This is a genomic window from Microbacterium fluminis (assembly GCF_051549805.1).
Taxonomy (GTDB): Bacteria; Actinomycetota; Actinomycetes; order Actinomycetales; family Microbacteriaceae; genus Microbacterium.
This window is the reverse complement of the sequence record NZ_CP196042.1, coordinates 746,523-761,718: the sequence shown is the minus strand read 5'-3', so window position 1 is coordinate 761,718 and position 15,196 is coordinate 746,523. Positions and strand designations below refer to the sequence as shown.

Annotated in this window: 16 protein-coding genes; 10 read left to right on the top strand and 6 right to left on the bottom strand. The window is 71.6% G+C overall.

Going from position 1 to position 15,196, the window contains the following annotated elements:
* Positions 1–39: 39 nt before the first annotated feature.
* From ACSJDX_RS03635 to ACSJDX_RS03620, 4 genes are all read left to right on the top strand, one after another.
* The gene (locus ACSJDX_RS03635; RefSeq protein WP_438354223.1) at positions 40–747 is read left to right on the top strand and encodes an NRDE family protein; all 708 of its coding nucleotides are present in this window, start codon (positions 40–42) and stop codon (positions 745–747) included.
* An 80-nt stretch (positions 748–827) separates the two neighbouring features.
* The gene (locus tag ACSJDX_RS03630; protein WP_438354926.1) at positions 828–1,598 is read left to right on the top strand and encodes a Cof-type HAD-IIB family hydrolase; all 771 of its coding nucleotides are present in this window, start codon (positions 828–830) and stop codon (positions 1,596–1,598) included.
* Between the two features lie 180 nt (positions 1,599–1,778).
* Positions 1,779–1,937 (top strand): hypothetical protein, encoded by a 159-nt coding sequence (locus ACSJDX_RS03625; RefSeq protein ID WP_438354222.1) that lies wholly within the window; start codon positions 1,779–1,781, stop codon positions 1,935–1,937.
* Positions 1,938–2,032: 95 nt separating this feature from the next.
* A complete protein-coding gene (locus ACSJDX_RS03620; RefSeq protein WP_438354221.1) occupies positions 2,033–2,365 on the top strand; it encodes a hypothetical protein in 333 nt (110 codons plus the stop codon).
* Positions 2,366–2,388: 23 nt separating this feature from the next.
* Here the strand turns inward: ACSJDX_RS03620 and pgi are convergent, their stop codons facing one another.
* The 4 genes from pgi to ACSJDX_RS03600 form a co-directional block, all read right to left on the bottom strand.
* A complete protein-coding gene (gene pgi / locus ACSJDX_RS03615) occupies positions 2,389–4,068 on the bottom strand; it encodes a glucose-6-phosphate isomerase (RefSeq protein ID WP_438354220.1) in 1,680 nt (559 codons plus the stop codon).
* Between the two features lie 97 nt (positions 4,069–4,165).
* Complete coding sequence (locus tag ACSJDX_RS03610; RefSeq protein WP_438354219.1) at positions 4,166–4,549, bottom strand: peptidoglycan DD-metalloendopeptidase family protein; 384 nt, start codon at positions 4,547–4,549, stop codon at positions 4,166–4,168.
* Positions 4,550–4,988: 439 nt separating this feature from the next.
* Positions 4,989–5,189: a hypothetical protein gene (locus ACSJDX_RS03605; RefSeq protein WP_438354218.1), complete on the bottom strand. Its 201-nt coding sequence runs from the start codon at positions 5,187–5,189 to the stop codon at positions 4,989–4,991.
* A 58-nt stretch (positions 5,190–5,247) separates the two neighbouring features.
* On the bottom strand, positions 5,248–5,871 hold the full coding sequence (locus tag ACSJDX_RS03600; RefSeq protein WP_438354217.1) for a TetR/AcrR family transcriptional regulator: 624 nt from the start codon (positions 5,869–5,871) through the stop codon (positions 5,248–5,250).
* A 155-nt stretch (positions 5,872–6,026) separates the two neighbouring features.
* Here ACSJDX_RS03600 and ACSJDX_RS03595 point away from each other — a divergent pair, with 155 nt between their 5' ends.
* From ACSJDX_RS03595 to ACSJDX_RS03575, 5 genes are all read left to right on the top strand, one after another.
* Positions 6,027–6,812, top strand: coding sequence for an SDR family NAD(P)-dependent oxidoreductase (locus ACSJDX_RS03595; protein ID WP_438354216.1), 786 nt, complete (start codon positions 6,027–6,029; stop codon positions 6,810–6,812).
* A gap of 282 nt (positions 6,813–7,094) precedes the next feature.
* Positions 7,095–7,877, top strand: a complete 783-nt coding sequence (locus tag ACSJDX_RS03590; RefSeq protein ID WP_438354215.1) for a DUF5938 domain-containing protein — start codon at positions 7,095–7,097, stop codon at positions 7,875–7,877.
* Between the two features lie 122 nt (positions 7,878–7,999).
* Positions 8,000–8,407: an AMP-binding protein gene (locus ACSJDX_RS03585; protein ID WP_438354214.1), complete on the top strand. Its 408-nt coding sequence runs from the start codon at positions 8,000–8,002 to the stop codon at positions 8,405–8,407.
* Positions 8,376–9,455, top strand: a complete 1,080-nt coding sequence (locus ACSJDX_RS03580) for a class I adenylate-forming enzyme family protein (protein WP_438354925.1) — start codon at positions 8,376–8,378, stop codon at positions 9,453–9,455. Before ACSJDX_RS03585 ends, ACSJDX_RS03580 begins: the two co-directional genes overlap by 32 nt.
* A 153-nt stretch (positions 9,456–9,608) precedes the next feature.
* Entirely contained in the window at positions 9,609–12,881 is a 3,273-nt protein-coding gene (locus ACSJDX_RS03575) for an SNF2-related protein (RefSeq protein ID WP_438354213.1), read from the top strand.
* A gap of 7 nt (positions 12,882–12,888) precedes the next feature.
* On the opposite strand, the gene ACSJDX_RS03570 is transcribed toward ACSJDX_RS03575, so the two are convergent.
* Positions 12,889–13,635, bottom strand: coding sequence for an SDR family oxidoreductase (locus ACSJDX_RS03570; RefSeq protein WP_438354212.1), 747 nt, complete (start codon positions 13,633–13,635; stop codon positions 12,889–12,891).
* Positions 13,632–14,159, bottom strand: coding sequence for a hypothetical protein (locus ACSJDX_RS03565; protein ID WP_438354211.1), 528 nt, complete (start codon positions 14,157–14,159; stop codon positions 13,632–13,634). The genes ACSJDX_RS03570 and ACSJDX_RS03565 overlap by 4 nt, the downstream gene beginning before the upstream one ends.
* A gap of 98 nt (positions 14,160–14,257) precedes the next feature.
* Between ACSJDX_RS03565 and sigJ the strand changes: the two genes are divergently transcribed.
* Positions 14,258–15,190 carry an RNA polymerase sigma factor SigJ gene (sigJ, locus tag ACSJDX_RS03560; RefSeq protein WP_438354210.1) on the top strand — a complete coding sequence of 311 codons (933 nt, stop codon included), beginning with the start codon at positions 14,258–14,260 and terminating at the stop codon, positions 15,188–15,190.
* Positions 15,191–15,196: the final 6 nt, after the last annotated feature.

Sequence of the window (15,196 nt, the reverse complement as noted above, 5' to 3'; positions counted from 1 at the left end):
GCCTCGATCCTTGCACGAGGCGTTCCAGGAGGTTCTGCTGTGTGCACGGTGATCATCTCGGTTCCGGTGCCGGGCGAGGGTGCGGTGCGCCTCGTCGCGGTGCGCGACGAGGACCCCGAGCGCGCCTGGGACCGCCTCGGCCCGTGGTGGCCCGACGCCTATCCGGGCGTGGTCGGCGTGCGGGACCGGCGTGCCGGCGGGGCGTGGCTCGCCGCCGGCGACGGGCGCCTCGCCGTGCTGCTCAACCGCGCCGACCTGTCCGAGCGGGCGCCCTCCGAGCTGGTCTCGCGCGGCGGCGTGGTGCTGGAGGCCGTGGCGGGACGGATGCCTTCCGGCGACCCCCGCACGCACGGGTTCCACCTCGTGCAGGCCGATGCGACCGGCGCGCGGGTGGTCACCTGGAACGGGGTCGCGCTGCGGACGGTGGAGCTGCCGCCGGGGGTGCACATGATCGCGCACGACGACATCGACGACCCCGACACGGCACGCATCGACGCGTGGCTGGAGGAGTTCCGCGCCGCGCCCCTCGGCGACGGCGACGACTGGGCGACGCCGTGGCTCGACATCCTGGGTCGCAGCGACCTGGGGGTCGGCGACGACCGTGCGATCATCCGCGACAACCGCCCGTTCGGATACCCGACGCAGTCGCTGCTGCTGTGCACGGCGGTCGTCTCCGACGCCGGCGTCGACGTGCGCTACGCCGAGCTCGACCGCCCCGGCCACTGGAACGACGTCCGCCCCGCCTGAGCCCCGGCCGGTCGGGGACGCTGCGGCGGGCGGGAGAGGATGGGAGGGTGACCTCCGACATCCGCCTCATCGCCGTCGACATGGACGGCACCCTCCTCGACGGCGACGGGCGCATCCCCGACGCCCTGTGGCCGCTGCTCGACCGGCTCGACGAGCGCGGGATCGTGTTCGTCCCCTCGTCGGGGCGGCAGCTCGCGACGCTGCGGCACGCGTTCGGCGAGGCATCCGACCGTATGACGTTCATCGCCGAGAACGGGGCGTACGTCGTGCGCGGGACGGAGGAGGTCGCCTCGGACGAGCTCGACCCCGCGTTCGTGCGCGCGGTCGTCGAGAAGCTGCGGGCCCTCGCGGCCGACGGGCACGACATCGGGGTCGTCGTGTGCGGCAAGGCGTCGGCGTACATCGAGAGGACGGATGCCGCGTTCCGCGCCGAGGCGGACAAATACTACGCCGCGCTCGCCGAGACCGACGACGTGCTGGCGTCGGGCGATCAGGTGCTCAAGATCGCCGTGTTCGACTTCGACGGCTCGGAGCACGGCGTCGCGCCGGCGCTCGCCGAGTTCGACGACACGCACCAGGTCGTCGTGTCGGGACACCACTGGGTCGACGTGATGAACCCCGGCGTCAACAAGGGCGTCGCGCTCGAACGGCTGCAGGCGGCTCTCGGCGTCGACCGTGCGCAGACCGCCGCGTTCGGCGACTACCTCAACGACCTGGAGATGCTGGATGCCTCCGACTGGTCGTACGCGATGGACAACGCCCACGACGAGGTGCACGCCCGCGCCCGCCACCGCGCCCCCTCGAACCTCGACCACGGCGTGCTGACCACCATCGAGGGCTTCCTGGGCTAGCCGGGCGGCGCGCGGGTTCGGGTGTCGCAACACGCGGATTGCGCGCGGGGGAAGCCGCGTGTTGCGCCACCTGAAGGGTCGGCCGCCATCCGGCGACCGGATCTGTCGCGCTGTCAAGCGGGGCGCGCGTCGGCGCAGTCCGGCCTAGCGTCGAGGGCACAAGACCCCGAGGAGGCGGCCATGACCGATCAGCACAAGTCCGAGCACGACGCGCACCGCGACACGACGGACGAAGGCCAGTACGCCGACGAAGAGACGGCGTCGGGCCGCGAGACCCACAAGCCCGACGTGGTGCCCGGCGAGTACACCGATTCCGACCTCGGCGACAAGAAGGATTGATTCGCCGCGAGTTGCAGCGAAGTGCGGCATCCATTCCACCGGAAGCCGCAGGTCGCCGCAATTCACCCGGGTTCGGACACGGCCAGAATCGGAGCATGGCCATGGATGGGCGCGACACCGCCAGCGGACCGTTCGCCGTGACCCTCGTGGTCGATCTGCCGATCGCCAAGCTCGACGCGCTCGATGTCATCGCTTTCGTCGCCGACGGTTTCGTCGAGCACGCCGGCACGGCGTACCCCCGCGTCGGGCTCGCTCCGAACGTGTGGGCGGAGGTGCAGATCCCTCGATTTGGAGATCCGCCGCCGCTGGCGGTCGACGTGTGCTCCGACGCCTCTCTGGACGTCGCCCGCACCGCCGCACGGCGCCTCGCCGTCGCGCTCGAGGGCGTCGGCTGGAGCGTGCGCGACCCGCGCCCCGGCGAGGCCTGAGGCGCTCGCCGCCCCCGGCGGGGTCAGGCCCGGTGCGCGCGGTAGTACGCGAGGAGCGCCTGGGTGGAGGCATCCTGCGCCTGCAGCGCCGCCTCGTCGCCCTCGATCGCCGGCGCGATCTGCAGGGCGAGCTGCTTGCCGAGTTCGACGCCCCACTGGTCGAACGAGTTGATGCCCCAGATCGTGCCCTGCGTGAACGTGATGTGCTCGTAGAGCGCGATCAGCTGGCCGAGCACGGCCGGAGTGAGCGCCGCGGCGAAGATCGAGGTCGTCGGGCGGTTGCCGGGGAAGGTGCGTGCCGCGACGAGCGCGCCGGTCGTGCCCTCGGCCTCGACCTCTTCGGCGGTCTTGCCGAACGCGAGCGCCTTGGTCTGGGCGAGGAAGTTCGCCAGGAACAGTCCGTGCACATCGCGCCCGCCGTCCTCCAGCGGGTACGCCGGGTTGACGAACGCGATGAAGTCCGCGGGGATGAGCCGCGTGCCCTGGTGGATGAGCTGGTAGAACGCGTGCTGCCCGTTGGTGCCGGGCTCGCCCCAGAAGACCTCGCCCGTGTCGGTGGTGACGGGGGAGCCGTCCCAGCGCACCGACTTGCCGTTGGACTCCATCGTGAGCTGCTGCAGGTAGGCCGCGAACCGGTGCAGCTGCTGCGCGTAGGGCAGCACCGCGTGCGACTGCGCGCCGAGGAAGTTGACGTACCAGACGTTGAGCAGGCCCATCAGCACCGGCACGTTCTGCGCGAGCGGCGTGGTCGCGACGTGTTGGTCGACGGCGTGGAAGCCGGCCAGCAGGTCGCGGAAGTTCTGCGGTCCGAGCGTGATCGCCAGCGAAAGTCCGATCGCCGAGTCGACGGAGTAGCGGCCGCCGACCCAGTCCCAGAAGCCGAAGGCGTTGGTCGGGTCGATGCCGAACGCCGCGACCTTGTCGAGTGCGGTCGAGACGGCGACGAAATGATGGGCGACGGCATCGGTGCGGGATGCCTCGTCCTCGCCGATCGCGCCGGCGTCGGCGAGCTTCGCCCATAGCCAGTCGCGGGCGAGGCGGGCGTTGGTGAGCGTCTCGAGCGTCGTGAAGGTCTTCGACGCCACGATGAACAGCGTCGTCTCGGGGTCGAGGTCGGCGGTGGTCTGCGCGATGTCGGTCGGGTCGATGTTGGAGACGAACCGCGCCTCGATGCCGGCGTCGGCATACGGCTTGAGTGCCTCGTAGACCATGACCGGGCCGAGATCCGAACCGCCGATGCCGATGTTGACGACGTGGGTGACCTTCTTTCCGGTCACACCCTTCCACTCGCCGGAGCGCACGCGGTCGGCGAAGGTCGAGAGGGCGTCGAGCACGGCCTGCACGTCGATGTCGATCTCCTGCCCGTCGACGACCAGGGCGGGGCTCGCCCCCGCCGGACGCCGCAGCGCCGTGTGCAGCACGGCGCGATCCTCGCTCGTGTTCAGGTGGGCGCCCGCGAGCATGTCGGCGTAGCGCTGCGCGACACCCGTCTCCTCGGCGAGCTTCACGAGTGCCGCGACAACGTCGTCGGTGACGAGGTTCTTCGAGAGGTCGACGTGCAGGTCGGCCAGAGGGCGCGAAAGGCGCTCCACGCGGCCGGGGTCGCCCGCGAACCAGCCGCGCAGGTCGGGGTCGAAAGAGTCGCGCAGGGCGGACAGCTCGGCCCAGGCGGCGGTGGACGTGGGGTCGACGGGTGTGCTCATGGGGACAACGCTAGCGCCGCGCGCGGGGCGGGTGAGGGCGGATGACGTGGACCGCGCTCGGCGGCCGGAGCACGTGGGCCGGGGTCGCGCGGCGCGCTCATCCCTCGACGATCGCGCCTTCGGAGGGCAGTCCGCCGGGGAGATCGCGGAACGCGATCGGCAGACCTCGGGCGGACGAGGCATCCGCCCCGTCCATCGCCTGCAGATGCACGTGCGGCTCCGTGCTGTTGCCGGAGTTGCCGCATGCGCCCAGGGGAGCGCCCGCCGCGACCTGCTCGCCGGGCGAGACCGCGACCGAACCGCGCCGCAGATGCGCGAGCAGCACGAATCCGCCCGCCACGGCGAGCACGACGTGGTTGCCCGCGATCGCGCCGGCACCCCCGCGCACCCGTGACGCCTGGCTCGCCGCGTATCCGAGCAGTGCGAACGGCGATCGCCGCGCGACGTGATCGTCCTCGCCGTCGTGCGCGGCGACCACCATCCCCGTCCGCGGGGGAGAGCACCGGGCGACCGAATCCGACGAACGTGTCCGGTTGTTCGGTCGACAGGATGCTGCGCCACCCCCGCGACGCGGAGCGTCCCACGTCGTCCACGGGCACGAAGTCGATGGCGTACGTCGTGGCGAACAGGTGCGTGCCGTGGCTCGGGATGCGGCGCGCCGGGCTGTTCTGCACGAGCCAGCGGCCGTGGAAGGGGAGGCTCAGCGCGATCGCGCCCGTAAACGGGTCAGGGCCGGTCGGAGAGGCATCCGGCCGGCCCTTGTCCCTTTGCACCAAGAGTGTCCTGCAATCACATGTCCGGTAGTCGCCACAGCAAAACAACTACCGTGCAAGCACTCTATAACGGCTGGATAACGGAAAGGAAGACCTCGCCGTTATCTTTTCGTGATTCATAGGCGGCACAGGGAAGCCGGAAAGAATCTAGATCCGATCCCACCCGCCGCGACCGGAACCGATCTGCGCCTCGATGTCCTGACGGGCCCGATCGAGCTCGCTGCCGGGTGCATGCTTCGGCGCCCACATGCCCAGACCGCCGCGCAGAACGACGAGGGTGACGATGATCGCCACGGCGAGCACGACGGCTCCGCTCGAGGCGAGAAGAACGATCAGTCCGGCATCCACGGCACTCTCCGATCTCTTCCTCCGAGCCTGCCCCGAGGGCGACCGGAGCGCAACCCGCTCAGACGGCGGGCACAGCGCTGCGCAGCAGCGCGGGCGCCTCGCGCTGCAGTGATTCGGCGGCCTCCGCATCGCCCCGCAGGTGGCGGATCAGCGAGTTCTGGAACAGGCCGTCGAACAGCGCGTAGGCGAGGTCGCGCGGGATCGCCGGGGTGCCGCCCTCGAGCTCGGCGAACCGCTCGATGACCGACCACACCATCTCTTCGAGGAGCGCGTCGATCTTCACGATGGTGTCGCTGAACCCGTCGGTGAACAGCGCCTGATTGCGCAGGTCGTACCAGAGGCGGTGCAGGGACGCCTCGTCGCGCAGCGTGGCCGCCATCTCGACGCCGAAGCGCGCAGCGAGCTCCACGCCCGTGGTCGACGTCTCGAGGATGACGTCGTAGCGGCGCGCGCACTCGGATTTGTAGTTCCAGACGGCCAGGGCGATCAGGTCGTCCTTGTCGTCGAAGTAGTAGTGCAGCGCACCGTGCGAGAGGTCGGAGTGCTGCGCGATGTCGCGGAGTCCGGTGTGCGCGTAGCCGCGCTGGGCGATCGCCGTGAGTGCGGACTCGGCGAGCATGCGACGGCGTGCGGCGAACTTGTCGACGCGGGCACGCGTGGCGCGGTCGGCGACGGCGCTCATTCCGGACCTCCTCTCCCTGTGATCGTAACGCCGATCCGCGCGCAGCGGATCGACCGCGATCATAGTCTGACGCTCGTCAAGAAAAAACTTGGCAACTGTCACAATTTCTGATCTGCTGGGCACATCGCTTTCAACGACGAAAGGACCTCATCTCCATGACCGATCTCACAGGGCGGCGCGCGCTCATCACGGGCGGCGCACGCGGACTGGGCCTGCAGACGGCCACGACCCTCGCGGCGCGCGGCGCCGCGGTGGTGCTCGCCGACATCGACGCGGACGCCGGAGCGGATGCCGCAGCATCCGTCCCCGGTGCGCACTTCGTGCATCTCGACGTGACCGACGACGCATCGTGGGAGGCGGCCACGGCGGCCGCCGTCGACGCGCTCGGCGGACTCGACACGGTGGTGAACAACGCCGGCATCGAGATCTCCGATCTCTTCGTCGACCTCGACGCCGACAACGCCCGCCGGATCCTCGACGTGAACGTGCTCGGCACGGCGCTCGGCATCAAGCACGCGTTCCGCGCGATGCGCCCGGGCGGCGCGGCCAGCGTCGGAGGCGTGATCGTCAACGTCGCCTCGGTGGCGGCGAACATCGCCTTCCCCGGCATCGCGATCTACTCGGCCACGAAGTCCGCGGTGGTGCGACTCACCAAGGTCGCGGCCGCAGAGTCGGGTCGACTGGGCTACGGGGTGCGGGTCAACGCGATCTGCCCCGGACTCGTGCCCAACGCGATGGGGGCGCAGCTGGCCGGCGACATGGAGCGGCTGGAGCTGTTCCCGTCGGCGGGCGAGGCGGTCACCGCCGTGGTCGGGCTCACCCCCTCGGGCAGGCTCGCCACCGAGGAGGACATCGCGAACGGCGTGGCATTCCTCGTCTCGGACACCGCGGCATTCGTCAACGGGCACTCGCTGTCGGTCGACGGCGCGATGGGGATGTGAGCGCCATGGCCACCACGAAGCCCGTCGTCGTCTACGGCGTGAGCGGCTACACCGGCCGCCTCATCTGCGAGTACCTGCGCGAGCTGGGCGTGCCGTTCGTGGCCGCCGGCCGCGACGCCGACCGCGTCCGCGCGGTCGTGGAGAAGATCCCCGGCATCGAGACCGCCGACTACGAGGTGATCGGGGTCGAGAACGACGCCGACGCGCTCGCGGCGGCGTTCGAGGGCGCGAAGGTCATCTGCAACACCGCCGGACCGTTCATCAAGTTCGGGCCGGAGGTGGGTGCTGCACTCCCGCGACACGTGGGGCGACGCGTTCGCCGAGAAGGGGCTGCTGCTCTCTCCCGGCATCGCCCACATGTACACCGTCAGCGAGATCGCGGCCAACATCGCCCTCGAGCCCGGCGGCTACGACACGCTCGACATCCTCGTGCTCTGGAAGGGGCTGCCGACGTATGCCTCGACCCAGACGATCTTCACGATCCTCAAGGCCGAGTGGTACTACCTCGAGCAGAACCAGCTCGTGCCGTGGGACCACACCTCCGCGTACGACGTGACCGTGCCCGGCTACCACGAGCAGGCCATCGCGGTGCCGTGGGGTGGGATGTCGCATCCGATCTGGTTCCAGAACGATCCCCGCGTCGGCAACGTGCGCGCCATCGGCGGCGTGCTCAACCGCGCCGTCATGCAGGGGGTCGGCCAGACGGTGCAGATGTTCGAGGAGCAGATCAAACCGCTGGATGCCGCGGCCCAGGAGAAGGCGCTCGGTGACATCGCCGCGTCGCTCCAGGCCGACATGCCGCCCCGTGAGAACCCGCGCCTGAACCGCTCGGTCGACTCGGTCCATGCATCGGGTCCGCTCGGGCGCACGCACGTGGTGATCCACGGCAACTCCAACTACAAGCAGACCGGGCTCCTGCAGGCGTTCGCGGCGTTCTCGCTCATCCAGCAGGCGCCGCACCGCGTCGGCTTCGCCTCGGCGTGCCAGGCGTTCGGCCATCGGGAGCTGCTCGGTCAGCTCCGCGGTTTCGGGCTCGTGGGGCAGCCCGTCGTCACCACCGTCTGACCCCCCAGAGGAGCCGGCGTCGTCCCCAGCCGACGCCGGCTCCGCCCTCCCGCGACCATGCCCCGGCGGGCCCCGCTCCCGCCCCCGCCGGGCCCGCTCCCGCTCCCGACGAGGAGAACCCCGTGCTGCTGATCGACCTGCCCGACACCCGTGCCCGCGCCGACGCCTCCGCGCCCTGCCTGCGCGACGACGCCGGGGTGCTCACCAACGCCGACTTCGCCGAGCGGGTGCGGGCCGCGGCCGGCGCGCTCGCCGGAGCCGGGGTCGCGCGCGGCGACGTCGTCGGCGTCAAGCTCTCCAATCGCGTCGAGCTCATCGTGGTGCTGTTCGCAGCGTGGCGGCTCGGCGCCGTGCTCACGCCGGTCAACCCGGCACTGGGACCGGCCGAGACCGCGTACCAGCTGCACGACGCGAGGGCGATGCTGCTCGTGGCCGAGACCGCGGACGAGGCGCCCGACGGCATCGCGCCGCTGACGGTGGCCGACCTCGCCGCGCAGCATTTGGGCGATCGACGAGCCGACCGAGGGTGAGGCATCCGATCTGGCCCTCCTCATCTACACCAGCGGCACGACCGGCTCGCCCAAGGGGGTGATGCTCACGCACGGCAACCTCGAGGCGATGACGGCGTCGTTCATCGAATGGCTGGAACTGGATGCGGACGACCACAGTCTGCTCGTGCTGCCGCTGTTCCACGCCAACGGCATCGTGCTGGGCACGCTGAGCGCACTGCGCGCGGGCGGCCAGATCACGATCATCGGGCGGTTCTCGCGGGAGCGGTTCTTCGCCGAGGTCGATCGGCACCGTCCGACGTACTTCAGCGCCGTGCCGGCGATATATGCGCTGCTGTGCGCTCTCCCCGACGACGTGCAGCCCGACACCTCGTCGCTGCGGTTCGCGGTGTGCGGAGCGGCGCCCATGCCCGCCGAGCTGATCCGACGGTTCGAGCAGCGTTTCGGCATCACGATCGTGGAGGGCTACGGGCTGAGCGAGACGACCACGGCCTCGACGATCAACCCGCTGCGCGGCATCCGCAAGCCCGGAACGGTGGGGCTGCCGCTTCCGGGGCAGCGCGTCGCGGTCGTCGACGAGTCCGGGGTCGCGGTGGAGCCGGGCGAGGTGGGCGAGGTCGTGATCTCGGGGCCCGTGGTGATGGCGGGCTACCTCGGCAAGCCGGAGGCGACGGCGGAGACGATCGTCGACGGCTGGCTGCACACCGGCGACCTCGGGCGCTTCGACGAGGACGGCTACCTGCAGATCGTGGACCGGCTCAAGGACATGATCATCCGCGGTGGCGAGAACGTGTACCCGAAGGAGATCGAGAACGTGCTGTACGGGCACGAGGCCGTGCTGGAAGCGGCCGTCGTGGGCCTGGCCGACGACGTGCTCGGCGAGGTTCCCCTGGCGTACGTGGTGCTGCGCCCCGGACAGACGATGGCGGATGCTGCGCTGATGACCCTGTGCGCGCAGAAGCTCGCCCCGTTCAAACGGCCGGTGGGCGTGGTGTTCCTCGACGAGCTCCCGAAGAACCCGGTCGGCAAGATCGACAAGCGCGCGCTGAGGGCGCGGGGGCGCGGCTGACCCGCACCGCCGGGAGGAGATGCGCATCTCGGGAGGAGCCCACCGGGGGGTGCGCTCCTCCCGAGGTGCCCCTGTCCTCCCGGCGCGCGGGCGCAGGGACGGCCGGTTCCGGTCCGGCGTCCCCCTGTCGTCGGACCGTGCGACGATGGTCGGATGCCCGCCGAATGGTTCCCGCAGGTCGAGGAGCTGACCGTCGCGCGGCTCGTCGGGGCGCTGTCGTTCGGCCGGGGTCGCGCCTACGCGGCCGATGGGCGCGTGCGGGATCTCCGCTGGCAGCCGGCCGAGCAGACCCTGACCGCTGTCGTGCAGGGCTCGGAACCGTCGCCGTATCGGGTGCGGATCGTGCTCGCCGACGCGGTCACCTCACGCCCGATCGTGCGCTCCGCCGTGTGCGGGTGCCCCGTGGCGATCAACTGCAAGCACGCCGCGGCCGTGCTCATCGCCGCCGCGAGCGCCGGCAAGGCCGCGGCCGCCGTCGAGGCGGAGACGGATGCCGGGTGGCGGGGCCTCCTCGCGGCGCTCGCCCCCGTGCCCGACACCGCCGTCGAGCGACGCCCGCTCGCGCTGCAGTTCGAGCTGCGACACCGCAGCACCCGGCGGCGCGGAACGTGGGGCGCCTCCCGCGACGAACCCGCGAAGGACGCGGCATCCGTCGACCGGCTCGTGATCCGTCCCGTCACCGCGGGCGCCCGCGGCGGGTGGATCAAGAAGGACCTCACGTGGCAGAACGTGGCCTATCAGGGCACGGCCGGCGGATTCGACCCCGCGCAGGCGCAGTGGTTCGGCCGGCTCGCGGCGTTGAAGGGGCCGAGCGCCCTCGGCGGACTCGAGCACGGCACCGACGCGCTCACCCTCGACGTCTTCGACAGCCCGCTGCTGTGGGCGCATCTGGCCGACGCGCCCCGCCTGGGCATCGCCCTGGTGGGAACGACGCTGCCCGAGGTCACCGTGGCGGGCACCGCCGTGATCGGATTCGACACCTCGGGCGGCGACGAGGGACTCGTGCTGCATCCGATCGTGCTCATCGACGGACAGGCGACGGATGCCTCCACCGTCCGCCCGATCGGAGCCCACGGCGTGTACACGGGAGACTTCGACACCGGAGTCCTCACGATCGCACGGCTGAGCGCACCTCTCTCGGGGGTGCAGCGCACGCTGCTCGAGCGTCCCGGCGACCTGACCGTCGAGGCATCCGAGGTCCGGGAGTTCCTGGAGCAGTATCCGGCGCTCGCGCGGACCGCGCGGATCGTCAGCTCCGACGGCAGCTTCACCCCGCCGCCCGTGCCCCCCGCGACGCTCGTGCTGGCCGCGCGCTACGAGGCGAAGCACGTGCTGCGGCTGGAATGGCGGTGGGAGCTGGCCGAGGGGCGCCGCGTCGCGCTCGACGCGGGCGACGCGGCCTTCCTCGACCCGATCGCCGAGCGCGCACCGGCCGAGGCCGCGGGCGAGCTGCTGTCCGACGACCCCGCCGGGCTGCCGGCCGTCGACGGCGGGGTGCTGCGCCCGACCGCGGTGCTGCGCGGACTCGAGGCCGCCGAGTTCAGCGCCCGCATGATGCCGCGGCTGGGCGATCTCGACCACGTGAGGATCGAGGTCACCGGCACCCCGCCCGCCTACCGCGAGATCGACGAGGCGCCGGTGCTCGAGGTCTCCACGGTCGAATCCGAACGCAACGACTGGTTCGAGCTCGGGGTGATCGTCAAGGTCGAGGGCAAGGCCGTGCCGTTCGGGCCGCTGTTCAAGGCGCTCAGCAAGGGCGCGAAGAAGCTGCTGCTCATCGACGGCAGCTACCTGTCGCTGCAGCATCCGGTCTTCGAACCGCTCAAGGAGCTGCTCGACGAGGCCGGCGAGCTGCAGGAGTGGGAGACGGGACTGCGGGTCACCCGCTACCAGGCGGCGCTGTGGGCGGAGTTCGAGGACCGCTCCGACCAGAGCCCCGAGGCGGTGGCCTGGCGGGCGACCGTCGCCGGGCTCCGCGGGGTCGACGCCCTGCCCGAGACGCCCGTTCCGGCCGGCTTCGCGGGCGAACTGCGGCCCTATCAGGCCGAGGGGTTCCGATGGCTCGCGTTCCTGCACGACCATCGCCTCGGCGGGATCCTCGCCGACGACATGGGGCTCGGGAAGACCGCGCAGACGCTCGCACTGATGCAGCACGCGGTCGAGATGCGGACGGATGCCTCGCCCCGCCCCTTCCTCGTCGTGGCGCCCACCTCGGTCGTGTCGAACTGGGCGCGGGAGGCCGCCCGGTTCGTGCCCGGGCTGCGCGTGGTCACGGTCGGGGAGACGCGCGGCAAGAGCGGGACGGCGCTCGCCGACCTCGCCGCGGATGCCGACATCGTGCTCACCACCTACGCGATCCTGCGCCTCGACGCGGAGGAGTTCGCCGGTCTCGGGTGGGCGGGGCTCATCCTCGACGAGGCGCAGTTCGCCAAGAACGCGTCGTCGAAGGTGCACGAGGCCGCCTCCGGGGTGCGGGCGCCGTTCCGGCTCGCGGTCACCGGCACCCCGATCGAGAACAACCTCGGCGAGCTGTGGGCGCTGCTGCAGCTCACCGCGCCCGGGCTGTTCCCCTCGCGCCGGGCGTTCGACGAGACCTACCGCCGTCCCATCGAGGTGAACGCCGACGAGGCCAAGCGGGATCGGCTGCGCCGCCGCATCCGTCCGTTCCTCCTGCGCCGCACGAAGGAGCAGGTGGTCCCGGAGCTCCCGCCCAAGCAGGAGCAGACCCTCGAGGTGCCGCTGCACCCCGAGCACCGCCGCCTCTACGACACGCACCTGCAGCGCGAGCGGCAGAAGATCCTCGGGCTCGTCGACGATCTCGACCGCAACCGGTTCACGGTCTACCGGTCGCTGACGCTGCTGCGCCTGATGAGTCTGGATGCCGCGCTCGTCGACCCCGATCGCTACGGCGACGTGCCCTCGGCCAAGCTCGACGCGCTCATGGACCAGCTCGAGGACGTGCTGGCCGAAGGGCATCAGGCGCTCGTGTTCAGCCAGTTCACCTCGTTCCTCACGCGCGCGCAGGCGCGAGTGGAGAAGCTCGGCGTGCCGCACGCGTACCTCGACGGCTCGACCCGTCGCCGGCAGGAGCCGATCGACGCGTTCCGGTCGGGCGAGGCGCGCGTGTTCCTCATCAGCCTGAAGGCGGGCGGGTTCGGCCTCAACCTCACCGAGGCCGACTACGTGTTCCTGCTCGACCCGTGGTGGAACCCGGCGAGCGAGGCGCAGGCCGTCGACCGCACGCACCGCATCGGGCAGGACAAGCAGGTGATGGTCTACCGCCTCGTGGCCGAGAACACGATCGAGGAGAAGGTGATGGCGCTCAAGGAGAAGAAGGCCGCGCTGGTGTCGTCGGTGCTCGACGACGGCGCGATCTTCAGCGAGGCCCTCGACGCCGCCGACATCCGCGGCCTCCTCGAGGGCTGACGCGGGTTCAGGGGCGCAGCGCGGCGATCCAGGCGTCGAACGTCTGGGTGCCGAGCACGGCGTCGGCGGCGGGGAGGAGCGAGCCGTCGCGCTGGGCGCGGCCGAAGCCGCCCGGCAGGTTGATCGCCGGAATCCACCCCCGGTATCCCGTCGCGCGGGCGTACGCGCGGATCATCCGGGGCAGATCCTCCTCGCGGGGGCCGGCGAGCTCGGGCGCGCGCCCGGACGGACCCGCCTCCGCGAGGTCGACGAGGTGCGCCGCGACCTCCCCCGCGGCGATCGGCTGGGTGCGCATGCGCGGCGCGGCGTGCAGCGGGCCGACCTTCGCGCGGTCGAACAGCTGCGCGGCGAACTCGTGGAACTGCGTCGCGCGCAGGATCGTCCACGGCACGCCGCCGGCCTCCACGAGCTGCTCCTGCACGATCTTCCCGGCGTAGTACGCCTCGGGCGCGCGGTCGATGCCGACGATCGACAGGGCGAGGTGGTGCGGCGTGCCCGCGTCGCGCTCGCCGTCGAGCAGGGCGGTCGTGGTGGCGCGGAAGAACCGCGTCGACTCCTCCGCTGCGGTGGTGGTCACGCTCAGCACGTCGATGACGACGTCCACGCCCTCCAGGCGCGCGGCGAGGCCGGTGCCGGCGAAGAGGTCGACACCGGCGCTGCGGGCCAGCACCCCGACCTCGTGCCCGCGCTCGCGCGCGACCTCCACGACGTGCGTGCCCACGGTGCCGGTGCCCCCGGCGACGGCGATCTTCATTCGTGCTCCCGTTCTGCGCTCTGCGCTCTGATGGTACGGATGCCTCGGGTCGAGGCATCCGCGGAAGTGTCGGCATCCGCTCGGCGTTCCGGCCTCGCCGGGGCGGAGGCATCCGCTCGCCCGCCGTTCCGCGGCGGGAGGAGCAGCGCCGCACCGAGCAGGAGGCTGCCGCCGAGCCCGACGACGTTGCCGATCACGTCGACCGGCGCCATATGGGCGAAGTGCGTCGCGTGGTAGACGAAATGCGGCAGACCGAACACGACCCACGCCACGCCCACCGCGCGGGCGGCGTCGGGCCGGCGGGGGATCGCGGCGACGATGCTCGCGGCGGCCAGCGCGAGGTAGAGGCTGCCGACGTCACGGATGAGGTGCTCGTTGTAGGGGCCGTCGACGGCGATCCAGATGCGGCCGAAGCCGGGGAACGCCGCGTAGAAGCCTTCGGGGAGGAACGCGGCCCAGACACCCACGTAGGCGCCGATCGCGGCGGTCGCCCACAAGATGACGCGACGTACGGTGATGCTCATACCTGCCCGACGACGCACGTCGGCAGAATGTGAGGTGGCGCCTCACATTCCCGTCCGCCGCGTCGTCGGGAGTGCAGGACGACAACGGGGGGACGGACGTGGGCGAGGACGACGGCATGGTCGCGGTGGAGTCCGAGCGACGGCAGCTGCTCGGCATGGCCTACCGCATGCTGGGCACGGTCGCCGACGCGGAGGACGCGGTGCAGGAGACCTACATCCGCTGGTACCGCCTTCCGGACGCGGAGCGCGCGGCCATCCTCGCGCCCGGAGCGTGGCTGTCGCGCGTGACGGCCCGTGTCTGCCTCGACATGCTCGGCTCGGCCCGCGCCCGCCGCGAGCGGTACGTCGGCGACTGGCTGCCCGAGCCCGTGCCGTCCGGGGCGATGCCCGCGACATCGGCGCCCGCCGTCGACCCCCTCGAGAGGGTCACCCTCGACGAGTCCGTGAGCATGGCGCTGCTGGTCGTGCTCGAGGCGCTCACGCCCGCCGAGCGGGTCGCGTTCGTGCTGCACGACGTGTTCGGGATGCCGTTCGCCGAGGTGGCCGACACCGTCGGGCGCACGATCGAGGCGACGCGGCAGCTGGCGTCGTCGGCGCGGCGTCACGTGCGCGAGCAGCGGCGGGCCGCGGCATCCCGCGAACGCCACGACGACCTCGTGCGGGCGTTCGCCGCCGCGTGCGCGACAGGCGACCTCGTCGCCCTGACGACGGTGCTTGACCCGTCCGTGGTGCTGCGCTCCGACGGGGGCGGGCACGTCTCCGCGGCGCGCCGCCCCGTGCACGGCGCCGATCGCGTCGCGCGGTTCCTCCTCGGCATCGTGCAGAAACGGCCCGATGTCGAGATCGCCCCGGTGGAGACCTCCGACGGACTCAGCTTCGTGATCCGCGCCGCGGGCGTCGTCGACACCGTGCTGATGCTCGGCGTCGCGGGCGAACAGGTCACCGACGTCTGGATGATGCGCAACCCCGAGAAGCTCACGCTGTGGGCAGGCGACGGTCAAGCCCCTGGCGGCGTCGGAGGGGCGGCGTAGCCTCTC